The 20,162-nt window shown below is 56.1% G+C and carries 17 protein-coding genes and 1 pseudogene; 11 read left to right on the top strand and 7 right to left on the bottom strand.

The window, feature by feature from the left end; translation table 11 throughout:
• Positions 1–19: 19 nt before the first annotated feature.
• The 3 genes from LY284_RS36320 to LY284_RS36310 form a co-directional block, all read right to left on the bottom strand.
• Positions 20–982 (bottom strand): cytochrome D1 domain-containing protein, encoded by a 963-nt coding sequence (locus LY284_RS36320; protein ID WP_029672336.1) that lies wholly within the window; start codon positions 980–982, stop codon positions 20–22.
• 17 nt (positions 983–999) lie between these two features.
• Positions 1,000–1,200 (bottom strand): heavy-metal-associated domain-containing protein, encoded by a 201-nt coding sequence (locus LY284_RS36315; RefSeq protein ID WP_029672337.1) that lies wholly within the window; start codon positions 1,198–1,200, stop codon positions 1,000–1,002.
• A gap of 677 nt (positions 1,201–1,877) precedes the next feature.
• Positions 1,878–2,204: a DUF4148 domain-containing protein gene (locus LY284_RS36310; RefSeq protein WP_233392123.1), complete on the bottom strand. Its 327-nt coding sequence runs from the start codon at positions 2,202–2,204 to the stop codon at positions 1,878–1,880.
• Between the two features lie 438 nt (positions 2,205–2,642).
• Between LY284_RS36310 and LY284_RS36305 the strand changes: the two genes are divergently transcribed.
• Positions 2,643–3,059 carry a DUF411 domain-containing protein gene (locus LY284_RS36305; protein WP_029672339.1) on the top strand — a complete coding sequence of 139 codons (417 nt, stop codon included), beginning with the start codon at positions 2,643–2,645 and terminating at the stop codon, positions 3,057–3,059.
• A gap of 447 nt (positions 3,060–3,506) precedes the next feature.
• Here the strand turns inward: LY284_RS36305 and LY284_RS36300 are convergent, their stop codons facing one another.
• Both LY284_RS36300 and LY284_RS36295 read right to left on the bottom strand, forming a co-directional pair.
• Positions 3,507–4,928: a heavy metal sensor histidine kinase gene (locus tag LY284_RS36300; protein ID WP_034472854.1), complete on the bottom strand. Its 1,422-nt coding sequence runs from the start codon at positions 4,926–4,928 to the stop codon at positions 3,507–3,509.
• Entirely contained in the window at positions 4,925–5,596 is a 672-nt protein-coding gene (locus LY284_RS36295; protein ID WP_029672341.1) for a heavy metal response regulator transcription factor, read from the bottom strand. The genes LY284_RS36300 and LY284_RS36295 overlap by 4 nt, the downstream gene beginning before the upstream one ends.
• A 687-nt stretch (positions 5,597–6,283) precedes the next feature.
• On the opposite strand from LY284_RS36295, the gene LY284_RS36290 reads away from it, so the two are divergent.
• The 6 genes from LY284_RS36290 (at position 6,284) to LY284_RS36265 (ending at position 11,288) form a co-directional block, all read left to right on the top strand.
• On the top strand, positions 6,284–6,763 hold the full coding sequence (locus LY284_RS36290) for a hypothetical protein (RefSeq protein ID WP_051996570.1): 480 nt from the start codon (positions 6,284–6,286) through the stop codon (positions 6,761–6,763).
• Positions 6,760–8,193 carry a TolC family protein gene (locus LY284_RS36285; protein WP_029672343.1) on the top strand — a complete coding sequence of 478 codons (1,434 nt, stop codon included), beginning with the start codon at positions 6,760–6,762 and terminating at the stop codon, positions 8,191–8,193. The genes LY284_RS36290 and LY284_RS36285 overlap by 4 nt, the downstream gene beginning before the upstream one ends.
• The gene (locus tag LY284_RS36280; RefSeq protein WP_029672344.1) at positions 8,194–9,489 is read left to right on the top strand and encodes a copper oxidase; all 1,296 of its coding nucleotides are present in this window, start codon (positions 8,194–8,196) and stop codon (positions 9,487–9,489) included. It begins immediately after the preceding gene.
• A 56-nt stretch (positions 9,490–9,545) separates the two neighbouring features.
• On the top strand, positions 9,546–9,893 hold the full coding sequence (locus LY284_RS36275; RefSeq protein ID WP_029672345.1) for a copper-binding protein: 348 nt from the start codon (positions 9,546–9,548) through the stop codon (positions 9,891–9,893).
• Positions 9,894–9,969: 76 nt separating this feature from the next.
• Entirely contained in the window at positions 9,970–10,344 is a 375-nt protein-coding gene (locus LY284_RS36270; protein WP_029672320.1) for a copper resistance protein CopC, read from the top strand.
• The gene (locus LY284_RS36265; RefSeq protein ID WP_033536747.1) at positions 10,344–11,288 is read left to right on the top strand and encodes a copper resistance D family protein; all 945 of its coding nucleotides are present in this window, start codon (positions 10,344–10,346) and stop codon (positions 11,286–11,288) included. The genes LY284_RS36270 and LY284_RS36265 overlap by 1 nt, the downstream gene beginning before the upstream one ends.
• A 273-nt stretch (positions 11,289–11,561) precedes the next feature.
• Here the strand turns inward: LY284_RS36265 and LY284_RS36260 are convergent.
• A pseudogene (locus LY284_RS36260) lies at positions 11,562–12,242 on the bottom strand (IS3 family transposase); the annotation flags it as partial.
• A 786-nt stretch (positions 12,243–13,028) separates the two neighbouring features.
• Here LY284_RS36260 and LY284_RS36255 point away from each other — a divergent pair.
• From LY284_RS36255 to LY284_RS36240, 4 genes are all read left to right on the top strand, one after another.
• Positions 13,029–14,918 (top strand): copper resistance system multicopper oxidase, encoded by a 1,890-nt coding sequence (locus LY284_RS36255; protein WP_051996596.1) that lies wholly within the window; start codon positions 13,029–13,031, stop codon positions 14,916–14,918.
• Positions 14,915–16,036 (top strand): copper resistance protein B, encoded by a 1,122-nt coding sequence (locus tag LY284_RS36250; RefSeq protein ID WP_233392121.1) that lies wholly within the window; start codon positions 14,915–14,917, stop codon positions 16,034–16,036. Before LY284_RS36255 ends, LY284_RS36250 begins: the two co-directional genes overlap by 4 nt.
• Positions 16,037–16,489: 453 nt before the next feature.
• A complete protein-coding gene (locus LY284_RS36245) occupies positions 16,490–17,749 on the top strand; it encodes a hypothetical protein (protein ID WP_029672316.1) in 1,260 nt (419 codons plus the stop codon).
• 274 nt (positions 17,750–18,023) lie between these two features.
• A complete protein-coding gene (locus LY284_RS36240) occupies positions 18,024–18,428 on the top strand; it encodes a four-helix bundle copper-binding protein (RefSeq protein WP_375294347.1) in 405 nt (134 codons plus the stop codon).
• A 98-nt stretch (positions 18,429–18,526) separates the two neighbouring features.
• On the opposite strand, the gene LY284_RS36235 is transcribed toward LY284_RS36240, so the two are convergent.
• Positions 18,527–19,114: a DUF305 domain-containing protein gene (locus LY284_RS36235; protein WP_233392119.1), complete on the bottom strand. Its 588-nt coding sequence runs from the start codon at positions 19,112–19,114 to the stop codon at positions 18,527–18,529.
• Between the last annotated feature and the right edge of the window lie 1,048 nt (positions 19,115–20,162).

Raw genomic sequence — 20,162 nt, 5'->3', positions numbered from 1 at the left:
CAACCTCCTGCGAAGACTGCTACATCAGCGGTGCGCGGTTATAGAAGTAAATGCCGTGCGGTGATTTCCCGACCTTGATAGTGTTCACGAGCTTCAACGTCTTCATGTCGATAACGCCGACATAGCGCGTGAAACGGAACGTGACCCACAGGTATCGCCGGTCGGGCGTGAGCTCCATGTCATCGGGCCCGGGCAGCAACCCTGCGATGGTTCCCACATTAGTCAGCGTGTTCTGGTCTAGGATGCTGATGGTATTGCCGACCCGATTCGTCACGAGCACATGTTGGCCGTCGGCAAGGGAGCGGAAGTTGTGCGCCCCTCTATCCGTGTGAATTGTCTTCACGATTTTGCGCGCCCGCCAGTCAATGACGGCCACATAGTCAGCACCGGTCATGCCAATCAGCAGATACTTGTCGCCGGGCGTGAGCCACAGTCCTGCCGGCGCTTTGCCAACAGACATCTTCCACAGCACTGTCTGTGTCGCAAGGTCGATGGCGGCAACTTCTCCGGACTCCTGCAACGTGACGAAGACAATCTTGCTGTCGGCCGTGAAAATCATGTGGCTTGGCATCTTAGCGAGCGGCACCCGCTTGGCGAGCGAGACATTCTTGCCGTCGTAGTGGTAAATATCCACACGGTCAAGACGCAGTCCGTTGGTGACGAACCACTTCCGGTCGTAAGAAAAGCCAAGCTGATATGGGTCTTCGATGTCGGGAACCCACCTCTGAGTCTTACCTGTTTTCGGGTCCAGAAACACGAGGTTATTGCCCACCGAGTTTGCGACAATCAGAGACTGGTTGTCTGGCGTCGCCATCAGATGGTGCGGCTCTTTACCGACCGGGAAAGTGTCAACGACTTTCTGACTCGCCTGGTCGATGAGACTTACACTCGCGTCCGCCGAGTTTAGAACGATGACGTTCTCCGCCAAGGCGGGTGTACTTGCGAGTATCGCGACGGCAAGAGCGCCAAGCATATATCGCATCGGAGATATGCTCGGCTTCATGAAGCGAGCACCGTGGGATGAAAACCCGCGGCTTCGATTGCTGCCATGACCAGTTCCTGGGACACGGTCGAATCGACCTCGACAACCTTGCCGGCCACGTCGATTGCCACACTGGCTGCGGCGTCCTCCCGCGTGATGGCTTGCGTGATGGCGCTCGCACATCCGCCACATGACATGTCCTTGACTTCGAATTTCATTGCTGGCTCCAGCAGTTAGAAGCTCTGATGCTGAACCTTCCCATTGCGGGAAGGTCAAGCTTGTTCTCCGATTGCGCATGTCTTCCAATTCACGCGCAGGAACCGCGGGAAATGCAACGCCAAGGCCTCGTGGCGTCCGCTTTCCCTGATGGAGTCCCGCGACAGGTTTCACGCTAGCAAGCTTCAAGCCTGTGTTTTCCGGTGACTTCCGCCTTGAAGCGTCCATCTTTAGACCGCGCTCGGGATTTTCTCGACATGCCTGAGCGCAATCGCGGGCCCAACTTTGTTTCCTTGATAGCGGACAACTTCTCGAATAGGACGCACCGACGTAAATTGAAGCCCATTGAGCATGCTGGCGGCGACCGAAATGAGATTGGTTACGACCGACGGAACAGGATGGCATCGGCGGCAACGTGAGCGATTCTCTTAACCTGCAACGGCTCGTCATCGCACAGAAGTCAGCCGCCGAGGAATGAGCATCAAATTGAAGCGGAGCATCAAACCGAAGACCATCCGTTGCGCTGAAGTGACCGGGTGGCAGGTGCTCCGAGCAAAAACCAAATGTATGTTGAGCTCGCTAAAGTTTTTTGTCTAAAACCACAAAAAGAACATATCACGGCTGGCGCGAACGTTTAAAACAGCGGAAAGCGCGGTGCTCAGGTGCAGCACAATCGGGTTCAGTGACTTGTTGCTTTGCTGGGCGTGTCGAACTCTAAAGTCTTCTCAGGGTGAGCGCGAGCGTATGCGTCCTTGTTCTTTTTCATGGAAGCCGCGCTAGGCGGGTACTCCGACCGTCGAAAAGGCAAAATACCATCCTTGTAGGCCTGGACGAGTTCACGCCGAACCTCCTCGCGCGTTTTCCCCCGGTTCAACGGACCTTCATCGCCATAGGCTACGCCATTGACTCCTACTGTCAGCAGCATGAGCGTCGCGATTGCAATAATGAGTTTCATCGCATTCTTCCGTTGACCAAAATTCATATTGGCCTTCTCTTCAGTGTACAAGTCCGAAGCTGCTTCACGATGACGCGAAAATGATAAAACTGCCATTTGACTGTAATTTTTTGCCGACACCTCTCTCATAGAAAAAGAGAGAGCAAACGATGGAAGTAACGGTCGCTAGCCCAAGCTTCGCTGTTTATGGTGAGCAAGGTTATTTTGTTTGATGTAGACGACGGGGGCAGTTGCCAGGAGAACCAAGAATTACCTAGTACGGGACAAAAAAGTAGAAGCGTCCTAAGCCGGACTTTAGCCCCGAGGATAGCAGTAACAAGAATAGCGCGTCGCCCGGTTGACCTGACAGCTCTTAATAGCCGGTGAGAGACGCTCGAGTTACCGTCAATCTGCCGGGTGCGACGCCACGTCGCTTTTTCTCGGTGTCGCGGTCCTCGCAATTCCGCTAATATAACGTTTCAGAAGCAGTTCGGATTTTCGGAAGCGAACATGAAACGTCTTTTTATCACAGCGGCTTTTATGCTTGGAGCGCCGATAGCGCATGCCGCGGCTGTCACGGTCACGATATATAAAAGCCCTGATTGTGCCTGCTGCGAAGGTTGGGTTAAACATGTAAGGACTGCGGGTTTCGCGACTAACGTCGTTGATACGAGCAACCTTCAAGCGGTTAAGGACCAGCTAAGCGTACCGACCTTCGTGCGTTCCTGCCATACCGCTGTCGTGAGCGCCACGAATCAAGTCATTGAAGGCCACGTTCCTGCATCAGCTATAAAAAAGTTAGTTGCTCAACGGGCAGTGCGCGGTGTCGCCGCGCCGGGAATGCCGATGAATTCTCCTGGCATGGGAAAAATGGATGGGAAATTGGTCACCGTTGACTTCTCCGGAGAAAAATTCTCGCAGGACTGACCCGAACGAAGGGCGAGGTGTCAGATGCGTGATTCAAGCACGCGGCGAGCTCTCTCGCGGTTAGCTGCTCCAGGCGCATTTAATCGCCGATTTGCCCTCGCGGCCGGCCAGGATTGCTCCGTCATTCTGCAGGGATGGCAACGAGCAATCAATCATGGCTGGCGAATTCCCCATTTGTGCATCGCTCGTGATGTTTCAAGGATACTTTGCGAATCACCGCTCATGGTCGCAGGGCAATTTAATGTCCTACGGGAGCAGCGACGGGATTTGTTGCTCTGAGCCGCGACAAGTCTTGCGGCTCCTTGCCAACACGAATCGTCCACTTTCTAACTCTTCATGTCGACGAAACTCAGGCGTGCATTCGTCGGGTTTAGTACAATCACAAATTCTGCTCCGGGCTACCCTTGGCGCGACAAGCCTATTCGAGAAACAATGCTGACAACGTTTTCAGGCGGGGACGACCTCATTGATTGCAGCAGAATCGCTCGTTGGGAAATATAGAGTAAACGTCGTCCGACCAGCGGCACTTTGCACGTCAATTTTGCCGCGGTGCAGTTCCATAATAGATTTGACGATGGCAAGGCCCAAACCCGCATTCTTCCCGGAATCGTGTCGGGCAGGGTCTAGCCGATAGAATCGGTCGAATATCTTTTCGACGTCCGTGGCGGGTATTTCGACGCCTTCGTTAGTAACGGAGACGGCGGTATAACCGCGCCCGTTGGAACCTCGCAACTCGATGGTGGAACCGGGAGATGCATGGTCCAAGGCATTGCTTACAAGATTACTAACTGCTCGTCGAAACATCGTTGTATCGGCGCGAATAGTACCGTCGCCCTGAACGCGTAGCGAATTGCCGCGTTCCTCGGCTAGACCGTCAAAATAGGACGCGAGCCGTCGAAGCTCTGAAGCGATATCTACATCGACAGTCGTGATGGCTTGCTGAGCATTATCGGTCCGAGCAAGGAACAGCATATTTCCAATCATGCGCTGAAGCCGCTCGCACTCTTCGATGTTGGAGTCGAGAAGCGCTTCATACTCCTCAACGCTCCTGGTCTTGGATAGCGTGATTTGCGAAGAGCTGATTACGTTCGCGAGCGGCGTGCGCATGTCATGAGCGAGGTCCGATGAAAATTGCGACAACCGGACGAACGCGCGCTCCAAGCGGTCCAGCATTCGATTTACCGAGTGCGCTATTTCGTGCAATTCGACTGGGCCGCGCTCAATATTGAGTCGTTCACTCAAGTTGTGCGCCTCGATGCGAGACGCCTGGCGGCCAATACTTTTCACCGGCGTAAGTCCGCGCCTCGCCACGAGATAACCAAGAAGTCCTACCAGCGCCGAACCAATTGCCGCCGCAGCCCAAACGTCCAAGCGGTAACTAGCCAGCAGGGAAACTCTGTCAGAAGCACTGCGCGCGAGAAGTATGCGCACGGTCTCCCCGGAGGGCAGGGTCTCGCTTGAAAAAATGCATCTTGCAGACCCAATCGCTTCGGGCGAGCACGTGTAAGGGAACCCTTGCAGTCGCCGCGGCTCGTAAGCGGACAACAGACCACCGGGCGTTTCCGGGTGTTGAACCACTATCGCGCCCGCTCGGTCCAGGACCGTCAAATATACGCCCGGATGAGATAGCAGAATTTCGTGAAACATATTGCTGGCGTCGCGGACGCCTGCGACTGTCCCGGTGTTGTGAATGAGTTGTCGGAACTGACTGAGCTTTCCGTCAATCTCGATATCATCGCGTCGCTGAAGTTCTGATGAGAGCGACGTATACAGGAACGCACCCATTAACGCGAATACCATCGCCGCGACGCCGAGGAAGGCGAGCGCAAGGCGGCCGGACAGTGAATAATGCTGCCCATCCGCCTTCATGTGCGCTCCTCCAGTACGTAGCCCATGCCGCGCACTGTATGGAGCAGTTTTCTTTCAAAAGGAGCATCGATTTTGGCCCGCAGGCGCTTAACGGCGACGTCGACGACGTTTGTGTCGCTGTCGAAATTCATGTCCCAGAGTTGGGACGTGATGAAGGTACGCGTCAGCACCTCTCCTTGGCGCTCTGCCAGCAATTGAAGGAGCGCGAATTCCTGGGCTGTCAAATCAATACGAACGTTTCCACGACGGGCGCGTCGCTTGAAGAGTTCAATTTCGAGGTCAGCGATGTTGATTACGTCGCGCGCTCCGCGCGGCGAGCGTCGAAGCAAAGACTTGACGCGCGCCAGGAACTCCGCGTACGCGAATGGCTTTGAAAGATAATCGTCGGCCCCCAACTCGAGCCCTTTGACCTTGTCCTCCACCGTGTCCCGGGCAGTAAGAAGGAGCACCGGTGTCGATTTTTGTTGCCTCAACCGGCGAAGCACTTCGAAGCCGTCTAATTGGGGAAGCATCACGTCTAGGACGACAATATCAAAGTCTTCATGCAAGGCGAGGAAAAGGCCGTCCTTTCCGTTTGATGCAACGTCGACGTTGAAGCTCGCCTCGGTTAACCCCTTATGCAGATATGACGTCATTTTTTGTTCGTCTTCGACGAGGAGTATGCGCATATTGAGCCTTTCAATCGCAGAGGGCGTCGGTAAGGTTAGCAACGGCTGTCAGTCAAGCACATGACGCGAAAATGACATTTCGGTAATTTTAGGGTCTTCCATTACAGCTTGGTCATTTTCGAGCCACGGTCGCGTCATGCTCACCTGTGTATCGTCCTGTCAACTAATCCGCCGTAGCTTGCAACGGGTATAAACCCGCGTGCTAGACTCTTGCCTCATGACAAACTGGCGCCAATTCCTTACTGTCGTTCTGCTGATGCTCAGCCTGTCGGCTCGGGCATTCGCGGGCACACCGCTGAGCTGCGAACTTTCGCGGACTAGCGGAGGGAGTTCCTCCGTTAGTCATTTCCGTGCAACTCACTTGTTTGATGCAGCGTCGGACTCCGTCGCCGCCGTCGGCTCCGCCCAGCATCATCACGACGCCCATGACGGCTCACACCATCACGGCAGTGGGCCCTGCAGCATCTGCGCGTCGTGCTGCTTCGGTAATGCTCTGCCACCGGTAGCGGTCGTAGCGACACCCATCGAGCTATCTCATCAGGTGGCACCTACGCCACCGCACGTTCGCTCGGCCCGTTTTTTGACGGGCGGTATCGAACGTCCTCCTCGAACTCTTCTCGTTTAAGTCGAGTCGTCCCGCCCATGGCGTGACGCACCTTCGTTCTGTCTGCAACTCCTTGTGGACAGTTGACTTACGTCGAGAAATTTTTTATGCGAAACATTCTAGCGGCGCTGCTCACTGCGGCGGCGGCGATGCCGTCCTTCGCGAGCGAAACGCCGTCGCTTCCCGACCCTACGGACGCCGCGGCGCCGGTGCCGTCTGTGATGGTTCCGGCGATAGCCGGTTCATATCAATCGTTCCAGGACAAGCCGGTCGGGCCTTGGAGCGAGCTCAACAATGCCGTGGCTCCAACTCCGAAAAAAACCGGTCCGGCTGGAATGTCCGGGGTCGGAGAAATGGACCATTCCACGATGCCGTCGTCGACGGCCGTCACCAAAGCTAGCAAGGGCGCGGTACGTGGGGACGAAAAATCGCAGAAGGGCCGCAACGGCATGGCCGGAATGAGCCCTTCAGAGATGCCCGCGAAGTCCGCGACTGATGGCAACACGGGCTCGACTCGTGACAACAAGAAAGAGCATTCGAACCACGAGGGTATGCACGAATGAACCAGCGTTTTCTTTCCGCTGGCCGCCTAGTGACGACCGTAAGCATCGTCGCGGTGCTGGCCGGGTGTACGACTTTTTCTAAGGACGGCGGTTTTAACAGTGTCGCTAATGTCGCATCTGAACGACTGGGAAAAGACGCTGTCATCGTGAAAACTGACGATGACCGCAATGCGGTTTTCACGCGGACCAAGGAGTTGTTGGCCAAACCGCTGACCATGGACGATGCAGTGCAGGTTGCGCTCCTGAACAACCGCGGATTGCAGGTTTCCTATGGGGAGCTTGGTATCTCCGAGGCTGACCTCGTGCAGGCAGGACGATTGCCAAACCCGGGTTTCACGTTCAGTCGGACGCATTCCAGCAACGACCTGACCATCGGCCGTACGTTCTCGATGGGCATCTTGAGCATTTTTACGCTCCCGCTCGCGACTCGAATCGAAAGCCGCCGCTTCGAACAGACGAAATTGCTTACGGCCGATGCCATGCTCAAGGTCGCCGCTGACGCACGCCGCGCTTACACCACCGCAGTGGCCGCCCAGCAGTCGGTTGCCTACGCCGAGCAAGTCAAGGATTCGGCCGAGGCAGCTGCAGAACTCGCTCAGCGGATGCAACAAGCAGGCAACTTCAGCAAGTTGGACTACGCGCGAGAGCAGGCGTTTTACGCCGACTCCGTGGCTCAACTTGCGAAGACCCGCCAGGAAAGCGTTTCGGCCCGCGAGAAGCTTACTCGCGTCATGGGCCTTTGGGGTTCGGGTACTCAATACCAGCTTCCTGACCGGCTGCCGGACCTTCCGAATTCTCGCCCGGAATTGAATGACTTGGAAAGCTTTGCAATGCAGAACCGTCTCGACATTCAGGCGGCGAAGTTGCAGACACAGAGCGTGGCCACTTCCTTAGGCTTGACCAAGGCAACACGCTTCATTAACGCACTCGACGTTGGAATTCTCAATAACTACGAGACCGACAAGGGTCACGAGCACGGCTACGAAATCAGCGTCGAGATTCCCATCTTCGACTGGGGCGGGTCGAAGGTAGCACGCGCGCAAGCAATCTATATGCAATCGGCAAACCGCTTGGCGGAAACCGCTGTGAACGCCAGGTCGGAGGTTCGCGAATCTTACTCGGCCTACGTGACCGAATACGACGTAGCTAAGCACTACCGCGACGAAGTCGTTCCGCTGCGCAAGTCGATTTCAGACGAGCTGATGCTTCGCTACAACGGCATGCTTGCAAGCGTTTTTGAGTTGCTGGCGGATTCTCGTGAGCAGGTCGGCGCCGTCAACAGCTATATCGAGGCGCTGAAGGACTACTGGATTGCGGAGACCGATTTGCAGCAAGCAGTCGGTGGCCGCCTTCCTACTCTAGCCGTCGCCCAATCTCACCCCGCGCCTCTGGCACAGCCGGCATCGTCACCAAATTCTGAAGGTAAATAAATGGTCTCACGTCGAAATTTCATCGGCGGTTCAGGCGCTGCGTTGTTGGGCGCAGCACTTGTTAGCAAGGCCGGCGCTGCATCTCTGCCGGAGGCGCCGACAACGTCGAGCGTTAACATGCAGCCACCGTTGGTCCCGTCGAGCGGCCGCGCCTACACACCGGTGGTGACTCTCAATGGCTGGTCGTTGCCATGGCGCATGAAGAACGGCTGGAAGGAGTTTCACCTGACAGCCGAGCCAGTCGTGCGCGAAATGGCCCCCGGTATGAAAGCGAACCTTTGGGGCTATAACGGCCAGTCGCCGGGTCCAACCATCGAAGCGGTCGAGGGCGACAAAGTTCGAATCTTTGTGACCAACAAGCTTCCCGAGCATACCACCGTGCATTGGCACGGAATGCTGCTGCCGTCCGGGATGGACGGCGTTGGAGGGCTGACGCAACCGCATATCCCGCCGGGAAAGACCTTCGTCTACGAGTTTCAACTCGAGAAACATGGGACGTTCATGTATCACCCGCACGCCGACGAGATGGTGCAAATGGCAATGGGATTGATGGGTACGTTCATCGTCCATCCCAAGGACCCGAACGTCATGCGCGTTGACCGAGATTTCGTTTTTCTGATGTCGGCGTATGACATTGACCCTGGGAGTTTTACTCCGCGGGTCAACGAGATGACCGATTTCAACATGTGGACCTGGAATTCCCGAGTCTTTCCGGGCATCGACACATTGCCGGTGCGTAAGGGGGACCGTGTTCGCATTCGGTTCGGTAACCTCACGATGACCAATCACCCAATTCACCTGCACGGCTATGACTTTGAAGTGACGGGGACGGATGGCGGTTGGATTCCGCCGAGCGCGCGCTGGCCGGAGGTGACTGCAGACGTGGCCGTAGGCCAGATGCGAGCTATTGAATTTGCGGCGAATCGGCCGGGGGACTGGGCGTTTCACTGCCACAAATCGCACCACACGATGAATGCCATGGGCCACCAGGTGCCAAATCTGATTGGCGTGCAACAAAAGGATTTGGCGAAGCGTATCAATAAGCTCGTTCCGGACTACATGGCAATGGGGAGTGCGGGCGGCGCCATGGGGGAAATGGAGATGCCGTTGCCTGAAAATACGCTCCCCATGATGACGGGAACGGGACCATTCGGGCCGCTTGAGATGGGCGGTATGTTCACGGTTGTGAAGGTGCGCGAAGGCTTGGGCCGTAACGATTATCGCGACCCGGGTTGGTACAAGCATCCTAAGGGCACTGTCGCATACGAATACACCGGCGACATGTCTGATAGCTAAATCGCAGGTCCGCGGCGAGAAGCGGATATTTTCTAAACAGTATCTGGAGAAAGAGCATGAAAAAGACATTTGTTTCGATTGCATTCGGCGTTGCATTGGCCACTTCTGGCGCCGCATTCGCGGCGGGCGATATGGAGAACATGGACATGTCGAGCGGCGCCAAGCAAGGGGGGGCAGCTAACTCATCGATGTCGCACGGCGAAATTAAGAAAGTGGATACGGCGTCCGGCAAGTTGACCATCAAGCACGGCCCGCTTGAGAACCTCGGCATGGACGGGATGACGATGGCTTTCAAGGTCAAGGACCCGGCGATGTTGTCGCAAGTCAAAGTGGGCGACAAGGTTGATTTCGTTGCAGAGGAAATTAACGGTGCGTTGACTGTTACGAAACTGCAGAAACAGTAAAAGCATCTAGGACAGACAACTCGGTGCGCAGCGCTGTTTCGACGGCCCGCACCAACCACTATCAAGGAAATCAAAAATGAAGGCTTCGAAAAACAAGCTCATCGCGCCGGTCGTTGCGACTCTGGCCATCGCATTGACCCCAGCTATTGCCTTCGCACACGGCAAGCTCGAGAGCGCAGAACCTCCTGTGAATGGCACGGTTTCAACTGCACCGGGCGTACTGCGCCTAACCTTCAATGAAGACCTCGAACCGACTTTCAGCACCATCAAAGTCGCTGATGCGAGCGGTGCATCGGTAGGTGATGAAAAGGCCAAGGTGGACCCGGCAAACAAGCGCGTTTTGACTCTCGCCGTTCCGAAGTTGGCGGCAGGTACGTATTCCGTGCAATGGGCTGTCATGACCGGTGACAGTCACAAAGCGAAAGGCACGTATAAATTCTCGGTGAACTGATGAACTACGGCTCCTTGGACATCGAGCGCCTTTTGTTGATGGCGTTGCAAAACCTCGGTCTTGCGGCCATGGTCGGCGCTCTTCTCAGCGCGTGGTGGCTGAGGGGACCGAAATCCGATTGGCAAGTGCGCGCCTCGGCGAAGCTCGCACTTGTCTTCAGGATGTCAGCCATCGTAGCGTTGCTGTCAAGTACGGCAGGATTTTGGGTTCATTGCGCGTTGATGAGCGAGACTACTCTCCTCGACGCTTGGCCCGCAGTCCGCTCGATGCTGGTGAAGACGCAGTTCGGCCATATTTGGGCAATTGGGGCTAGTCTGCTGCTCTGCGCTGTTGTGTTGTCGTTCAAACCTACGAGTGGCGCCGGTATTCCGTGTCACCCTCTAATGTGGCTCTTGATAGGGGGAGTCGCTCTGGCAAAAAGTAACGCGGGTCACCCGGTAGATGCAGGTATTTTGAGTCTCCCCGTATGGGTGGATTGGGTTCACCTTCTCGCGATTAGTTCGTGGGTGGGTATGGTCCTCATGGCAGCGTACATCGTGTCGCCGGGAATGTTGCGCGCGAGGTCGACGGAACTCTCCGGGGGCGCGAGATATGTTCAGGCGATGTCGGATGCGGCTACCGTCGCCCTCATCGCCCTGTTCCTGACGGGCGCGTTCAACGGCTGGCGTGGTGTCAGCGCACCTGAGAATATTCTCGGTTCGTCTTACGGTGTGGTCCTCGTCTTTAAGCTTGCGCTCGTCTTGGTCGCCGCCGCGCTGGGCGGCCATAACCGGTTCTTCGAGATGCCCGCGCTTCTTGCGTCGCTGAAAGGGTCTTCGTCTGCCATTCAGACGCGTCAACTGAAACGCTTCGCGACCGTATTGCATATAGAGTCATGGGTCCTTATAGGCGTGATTGCAATTGCGACGGTGCTCGTATCGAGCCCGCTTCCGGGCACCGAGTGACAGAGCGAAATCTCGGCAGGCTCCTGCACATCGGTGCTCACAAGCCCCTCGCAACTTAAATTGGAAAGCGGTCGGCGCGAACCGAAGATAGCAACGCGGCGGTTCGCGGCGAGTCTACCGTCATCGAGATTAGTTGAGGCTCTCAGCAGACTCGTCTTTCGGGCCCGGAGTTCTACTTCGGGCCTTCTTAACCGCGTGGCGAGCCGTGTTTCTGCGATGGGAGACGCATCCGTCGATGTCCTCTCCGCACTGAAAGACCTTCTCGTGAATTTGTAGTCGGCGGGCATTGTAGAAGCCGAGCCAGTCGGCGATTTCATCCATCGCAGCACTCTGCGTTGCGAAGTGACGAGCGCGCAGTCGTGCGACCCCTCAGCGAGCCTTACAGGCTTTCGGTCGACGCACTATCACAACAATCGCCGCGACGGCTCCGTGACAAACGGATGCCAGTACGCCTTAAGCGTGTCCTGGAAGAGTCCGCTGCAATATTGGCTGCCACGGTGATACGCACCATCATTCCGGCTCCCAGGCGACGCCGGAACGCAATGCGATGCGCAGCGCATCTGTGGCCAGTCCGGCATTCATATGCGGCTGCATCGACCGGCCCACCACCTGCCATCTAAGCATGTCGATGACGACGGCCAGATACAAGCCAACCTTCGACCTCCGCGTCATACGTGATGTCGCTCGTTAGAGCTGCTTCGGCGCTACCGCCGTGAAGTTGCGCTCCATAAGTTCGGCGTGACCGGCAGGTTGTGGTTCGAGTTGGTCTTCGCAACGTACTTGCGCTTGTGCCGTGCGTGGATACCGTGCCGCGCCATCAGCTTGCGAAGCCGGTCCTAATCCACGCGTACGCAGCGCAATCAACTCCTTCCAAATGCGCGGCCGTCAGTATTCGCCCTTAACCTCGGCATGAATCGGCTTGATGTACGTCAGCAGCACGTCGTCGCTCACCCGGCAGGACGAAGCCGGAGCGGTATTCCTTCTCACATCCGAATTGCCATAGCGGTGCTTATGAAAAAATGACGCAACGTTTTACGATTCGCGTTCTGGAGGGTCAAACGGACCACGGTCAAAAGCTGCAAGCCGGGACAGCTTACAAGCGAAGACCCAATCAAACGTGACCCGCCGAGGGCACGGCCGCACAAATCCTCGAAATGCAGTACGGCAAGGATTCGGGAACGGCGGGCATGAGTTCGACTGAGCACGGCAAGGCGACAGCCACGCGGCACGGCCCAGGTGCGCAGGTGACTGCGAGCAGTTTGGGGCATTAAGCGTCGATGCGTCGCCCCGTCAGGTTCACGACCGCGACCGGCGGCGCTCGAACCCGGGGACTTTGGTATTCGAAAAAATACATCTTTCTCGACTTTCTTGCTCGAACTAACCAGTGGTTGGAGCGCGAACTGCGTAGACGCAGGATGGTGGCATGCTCGCAAGTGACGCATTGATTGCGCGCACATTACGACTGGGTCATTTGTTAGTCATCTTCAATCGTATTGCGTTTTTCCGCTTTCCTTCCGCTGTCTTGTGCAGTTAATCTCATCGACAAGTCGACTCGGTCGCTCGCATACAGAGGGCTGGTCAATGTTCAAAAGCGTTTTCGTATGGAATGTCGTCGGCTCCGGCTTTTCGCCAAGGGCGTCGATACTGCCTCGTGTGCAGTGCGCAAGAAGCCTCGGCGTTCGTATGACCATGCGGCGCGCGGTGGGACAAATCCTAGTTCTAGTTGTGAGAGGGCTTGACGTGACTAAGCTAAAGCAACAAGCGGATATTGATGTTGAAATCAACGGAAGGCGGCGTTTTGTACGCGGGCTCGCAGCCGGTAGTCTCGTCGCTGGCATTGGCGGATGGCCGATTGCATCACATGCCGCAACTGTAAGCACGGGTCCGACGGTACTTAGCGGCACGCAGTTTGATTTAACGATTGACTCGACACCGGTCAACTATACCGGGCGCACCCGACCTACAACCTCCGTCAATGGGTCGATTCCTGCTCCGATTCTCAAGTGGAAACAGGGTTCGGAAGTTGCGATGCGAGTCACGAATCGGCTTGCGGTTCCTACCTCCATTCATTGGCACGGCATCCTTGTCCCCTTTGGAATGGACGGCGTCCCTGGCATCAGCTTTCCTGGAATCGAGCCCGGCGAAACGTTCACCTATAGATTCCTTGTTCGGCAAGCGGGAACGTACTGGTATCACAGTCATAGCCGTTTCCAAGAGCAGACCGGCCTATATGGGCCACTGGTCATTGAGCCCGCCAATGGCGAGAGCGTCCCTACGGACCGTGACTACGTTGTCATGCTTAGCGACTGGACCGACGAGAATCCAGAGCGAGTCATGCAGAACCTGAAGGTCTCCAGTGACTACTACAACTACCAGATGCCGACGGCGCCGCAGTTTTTTAGCGATATCAAGCGAATCGGGCTCAAGGGGGCATTGAAGAAGCGGCAGATGTGGAACGAAATGCGAATGAACCCCACCGATTTCAATGATGTGTCGGGGGCCACCTACACATACCTCGTCAATGGTGTGGCTCCTGCCGGGAACTGGACCGCTATCGCGCGACCTCGTGAAAAGGTGAGACTTCGTTTCATCAACGGGTCTTCAACGACGCTTTTCGATGTTCGTATCCCGGGCCTGAAGATGACAGTCATATCGACAGACGGACAGGAAGTTGAACCGGTTGAGGTTGACGAATTCCGCATTTCGGTCGCCGAGACCTACGACGTTGTGGTTGAGATGCCTGACGACAAGGCGTACACGATTTTTTGTCAGTCGATGGACAGAAGTGGATATGCCCGCGCAACTCTCGCTTCATACCCCGGTATGCAAGCTCAAATTCCCCCAATGGACCAGAAGACCTGGCTGACGATGGACGACATGGGTATGGGCGGGATGGACGGAATGAAGGGAATGTCGGATATGGGCGACATGAAGGGCATGCACGACATGAAGGGCATGAGCGACATGAAGGACATGGGTGACATGGGCGACATGAAGAGCATGGGCGACATGAAGGACACGGGTGACATGAAGGGCATGGCCGACATGAAAGACATGGGCGACATGAAGGACATGGGCGACATGAAAGGCATAAACGGCGGAGGGACCACGGGGATGAGTGAGATGGCTCTTAAGACCGGCCCTGAAGTCGACATGCGACCGATGACTGTTTCGAGTTCTCTAAGCGACCCAGGACCACGGCTGCGGGGCAACGGCCGAAAGGTGCTGACCTATTCCGACCTGCGGACCATTGGCGGCCCGCTCGACAACCGCCCGCCTACGAGGGAAATGACGCTACGGCTTACGGGGAACATGGACCGTTTTATTTGGGGCTTTGATGGCAAGAAGTTCTCGGAAGCTGAACCTATCGTCTTCAACTATGGGGAGCGGCTCAGGGTTACGCTCATAAACGACACGATGATGAACCATCCGATTCATCTTCATGGGATGTTTATGGAATTGGAGGACGAGCATGGGCAATTCCTCGTGCGGAAACACACCATCAACGTCCAGCCCACCAAGCGAGTGAGCTATTTGGTAACAGCGGACGCTCCCGGGCAATGGGCGTTTCATTGCCATCTTCTGTATCACATGGAGGCGGGAATGTTCCGCAAGGTGGTGGTCGCATGAGCGCGAGCGACTTTTTCAGGCGCGCGAGCCAAAGGAAGCCGGTCAAGCCCTTTCCAACCGCGGTCGCGCTATTGATAGCCTCCTCGTCGGCCGTGGCTGCAGGAGATATGTCGCAGATGGACGGTATGCCGGGCATGAAAGGCATGGGCAACGTGGACATGTCGGACGAAGGGACTAACTCATCTCAGTCCCGCTCCGGCTCCGCCTTACAGACGGGCGGAGCACCCAGGGCAAAAGGAACGTCAGGGATGGACCGCGGGGACCAGACGAAATCGCCGGGCGACCAGCCACATCCCAAATCGGCTGCATCGACCGACAGCAATGGGTCGAAGTCTAGCGGCGACGCCGGTATCCGGGTGGATAATTCGAAGAGTCCGAAGGCAGGCCCGCTCAATGGACCCAATCACATCATTGGGGTAGACGAACCTCGCATTCCGATGGCGAACCCGAATGAAGGCATACCGATGCAAGGCATGGATATGTCCGACAGCGGTATCTACCATCAAATTCTCATCAACCAGTTGGAGTACGTTAAGGCAGTTGGAGGACAAGGATGGTCGTGGGACGGTGAGGCATGGATTGGCGGCGACATCAACAGGCTTTGGTTGAAGAGTTCTGGGGAGCGTCTTTACGGAAAAACAGACGATGCGCGCGTCGAAGCTCTCGTATCACATGCATACTCGACCTATTGGAACGCGCAACTTGGTGTCCGGCACGACTTCGGTAATGGACCGACTCGCGATTGGGCAGCCATCGGCGTTGAAGGACTAGCTCCTTATTTCTTCAATATACAGGCGACCGGCTATATCGGAACTTCCGGCCGCACCGCTCTTCAGTTGAAAACATCCTACGACATCTTGCTGTCTCAGAAGCTCTTTCTGACCCCCGAAGCCGAGATGAATGCATACGGCAAGTCCGACCCGGAGCGAGAAATTGGCAGTGGTATATCTGATATCAAACTGGGGTTGCGTCTTCGCTACGAGATTAGGCGAGAAATAGCTCCCTACATTGGCTTTGTGTGGGGACGCCGCTTCGGCCGTACGGCTGATTTTTCCCGCCGCGATGGAGAGCCGGTAACCGATACGGAACTGGTAGTTGGCTTGCGCCTTTGGTATTAACGCACCTCCGCTGTCCCCGTCGTTTGAACATGAAGCGTCGCGCCCGGCACTCCAACGTCGCCTTCGCCCTAGTAGTCCACAACTCGAACTAGGCAGATGATGTCAGCATTACATTTTGGTCATTCAACCGTCATTTTTGCGGTCCTCCTTCGACGAGGCATATCACGTAGGTAAAGCGCAACCTCGGTGAAGAAACCGTTGTCGGGTGGAACCGACGGCGGCTCGGTCATTCAGCCTTCCACGTCAGGCCGCGTTGCGCGCCCTAATGTGCCGTGCGACCGGTGGAACGTCCTGACGCGTTACTCGTTACAACACATGCGGCGAGCCGGGATTCTCCCGATGACCCACAAGGCAGGGCTAATGCGAGCCGGCACGCTCGGATGTACGTTTTCATATGGCTTTTGAGCAACGGGGCAGTGGTAGACTCGCGGCAAACGAGAGAGTCGCGAGCAAATGGACGAAATAGCAGCGTTGATTCAGCATTGGAAGCAAGACCCGACAGGAACGTTTCAGAGTTGGTTCTTATGGCCCGAACGCTTAAAGAATTTCCGCTCGATTCGCCAAGGGCTTCGACAAGTTGTGAAGGAGATAAAGGCAGGCACTTTCGGGAACGCGTACCGCGGGTCGTCACTCGAGACTGTCGTTCACTCAATCGCCGAGCAACGGCAAATATTTAAAGGGGCGGACCATGCGTTCATCTGGAAGCCGAAGCTCCGAATCCCGGACATCTACGAGAACTCCGGCAATCAGCGGGCGTTCGCGCGGCTCCTGGAAACTTGCGACTGCTGCAGCGAAGCAGAAGAAGTGCTTTGCGCCATACGAGCGCTCGATTCCCATGCTATCAAGGGGCTGGGACCGGCTGTCGCGAACTTGTTGTATTTCATCCATCCGACGCTGGTCAGTCCCTTCAATACAGCCATCGTCAAAGGCTTCAACGCAGTCTCGCGCTCGAACGTTAAGCTCGGCCGCTGGGACCATTATTTGACGATGCGGGAGAGCATTCTTGCGTTCAATGCGGCGCATCGCGGGCTCTTATCCAACGACCTTGGTGCAGCCGCTGGATTCCTGTTTGACGTTGGAAGCGAACGGTATCCGCTTCCGCCGATGGCTGACGACATGGCCTCACACGACGCGTGGCGCAAAGACCTTGAGGCAGTCCGCGCCCAATCCGCGAGTCAAGCCAAACAATTGGCGGCAAGCAGACAGGAGGATGCGACACATACGCAGATTCAAGGTTGGCTGCGCGACCTCGGACATTCGCTTGGATATAAGGTTTGGATTGCGACCAACGATAGGTCCCGCCCGTATGAAGAAGGAAAGCTCTCCGACGGATGCCTTGAGCAGTTACCGGTTGCGCTTTCAATCGTGGGCGGAGACACGGTACCTTTGATTGACGTCATCTGGCTGCATGAAGACGGCTCGGTTGTCGCCGCTTTCGAAGTAGAGCATTCGACGTCAATCTACTCCGGCATCGTTCGATTGCTCGACCTTGCGCTTGGGTCCGCAGATACTATTCAACGACATCTGTATCTCGTTGCTCCCGACAGCCGAGAGAGCGACGTTCGTAGTCAACTCGCGAGGCCGGCATTCTCGCGCGTGGCTGCGCTGAGCATGAAATACATCCCCTATAGTGCGCTAAAAGCAAATCGGGAAACCATCGCGCGTTTCGGCACCGGGATGAAGCCCATCGAGGCCATTGCCTCCAAGCTGTAGTCACTTGTCTCCCGTTGCTTGCTGGTCGCTTTAATCTAGACGCTAAGAATGTCCGGTTCACTCCGTAGCAGCGGCACGCATTTGTTCAAATGTTTCTGCGAAATGCTTCCTGTTGGGCCTGTGGTGTTCGTTGCGGTTCTGATAGATGAGCGGACACCGCATCATGCTCGTTGGAACGCTTGATTTAGCGAGCGATAGCCGTCGGTGGCCGACGTAGGAACAGACCTCGTCGCCGACCGATAGACCTACCGCATGTCATGACAGGACTGCATTGATGCTTGCATCACCGGGCACGATGCGTGCGCGTCCTTCTTCGCTGGCTCATCCAGCCCCTACTATTCAAGGAGGAAATATGGCTCACCAACAGTATCAGTCGTGCATTGACGCTTGCGATTCCTGCGCCACTGCTTGCGACAATTGCGCAACTGCATGCCTGTCTGAAAGCAACGTCTCCCAAATGGCCGATTGCATCAGACAGGACATGGACTGCGCTGGTGTCTGTCGTCTTGCGTCTGCGGTCATGGCTCGCGGCAGCCAACATGTCAAAGACATTTGTTCGCTATGCGCGTCCCTATGTGAAGCATGCGCTACCGAGTGCGAGAAACACCAACACGAGCATTGCAGGCAATGCGCAGAGGCTTGCCGCACGTGCGCGAAGGAATGTCGCGCGATGGCGTAGGACGCTATCTCGCCAAGCGGGCCCAGAGCGGCTCGCTCGGTCCGCCGTGCGAAAAAGGTGTAAGCACTTGGCGATGCAGTTTCTATATTCGGTAAGCGCTATCGACCACCGCTGTGCTGTCCGCGCAGATTTCCTCCTTCGGGTTGCAGTGGGCTAGCGTCCGAGAAGGGTTGATAATCTGCAATCCCGAAGTTCTTCTCGAGCAGCTCTCGCATCTCGTCGACGGCGCTAGTCTGAGCGTGCCACATTTGATTGCATAGGCGCGCGAGTGCCTCATGGCGTCGGTCTACACCGCTCATGCATCCATTAAGGGACTTAAACAACTGATAGTGGTGGTGACTGAATACCTCCAGGTAAGCGCGGTCGAAAGACTTGCCTGGCTGCGCATGCTCAAGTATTCCGATGGCCGCCTGTTGTTCCGGACGCAGCTGGGGTTGGTAGTTGATTCCATACCAGTCGTGAAGAAGCGACTGCAACTGAAAAATCTGCTCGCGCTGTGTGCGATTTTCCATACGAGCATTAGATTTGATTTCGTCCGAGCTGGCCTTAGCTTGTGTCGGAGGAAACCCCGGAGACGGTGACGTTCCCTCGGTTGGAGACAGATTGCCGCTCGTTCGAACGTCAGTGCCTGCGGCAAGCTCGGTCATCCTGAGCGCAGAAAAATGATGGTCCACGATGGTCTCCATCAGTCCCACCTCGAAATTCGCCGTTAGTCCTCGCCCAGGGCCGTCAGCATAGGTGGACGAGCTGGCAAAAGCAGCTACTGCTGCGACGATTGCGATTGCCGTTCGACGGCCTTGACGTGCACAGATGGTAAAAGCCGGAACGTCACGCCGTACTGTTTCCTTCCTCATACTAAATTGCATAATCCCCTCCGTGGAATTTTCCGAGTATGCGCATCGCCGAGTGACAGAGGGAGCGCTAGCATCCGTTAAGCCCGATTGGCAAAAATGACAAAGATTTCACGCGACAGTCATCAACCAGAAAGGAAGAGCTTCTCGCCTTTGCGCCACGAAACGGTGCCCAACTTCGTTTCTCATAATCTACGCAGCTCAACCCTAGTTAAACCAGTTAAACCCGGCCACGGCGAGGCGAATATGAGAGACGCCCTGGAACCGACGTCCGTGACACGTACGAATGGCCGCGTCGAGAAATGCCTCGGACCTCGCTTCACCGGCATGGCGTCGTGATGAATGTACAAGGCAAACGACACGGTCGACCGGGACGAGGCCGCAGAGATGCTCGCGGATGCGGTGCGATTTGCCAGTACGTCTATCACAGTCGATGCGGACAAGAACTACGAAGCGGCGGGGTTCGTGGCCATGTGCCGCTGTGACGCCGCATGTGGCGCAAAGCTCCGCATGCGCGGGCGGGTCCCAGGTCCGCGATTAACGCGCCAACGACGTAATGGTGGTTGCGCAATCAGTCAACTCAGACGCGAACGCATAGAGTATCGAGGTCTGTGGCGAGTCGACCCAGTTGCTGGGTAGGGCAAGACCGTCGGCAGGATTCGGCAGGCGATGTCCAGTTGCTTTTGCTGACTCAATCGGCCACAACTTGTTTCACGCGCGAACGCTTGCTGCTCAAGCAACATGAAAGGGTAAGCAAGACGGAAAGCGGCATCAGCGTCACCCGAATCAAGGAAGCTCGCCGTCGGAACACCACCGCGCTAGCTCTTGCGTATAAGCGAGCACGCGTTCGCGAAGGATAGTTCAACGACCTGCTAAGTCATTC

Origin of the sequence: Caballeronia sp. PC1 (assembly GCF_021353155.1) — a bacterium.
GTDB classification, from domain to species: domain Bacteria; phylum Pseudomonadota; class Gammaproteobacteria; order Burkholderiales; family Burkholderiaceae; genus Caballeronia; species Caballeronia cordobensis.
The sequence above is the reverse complement of the archived record's forward strand: the minus strand, read 5'-3'. Positions and strand labels throughout refer to the sequence as shown.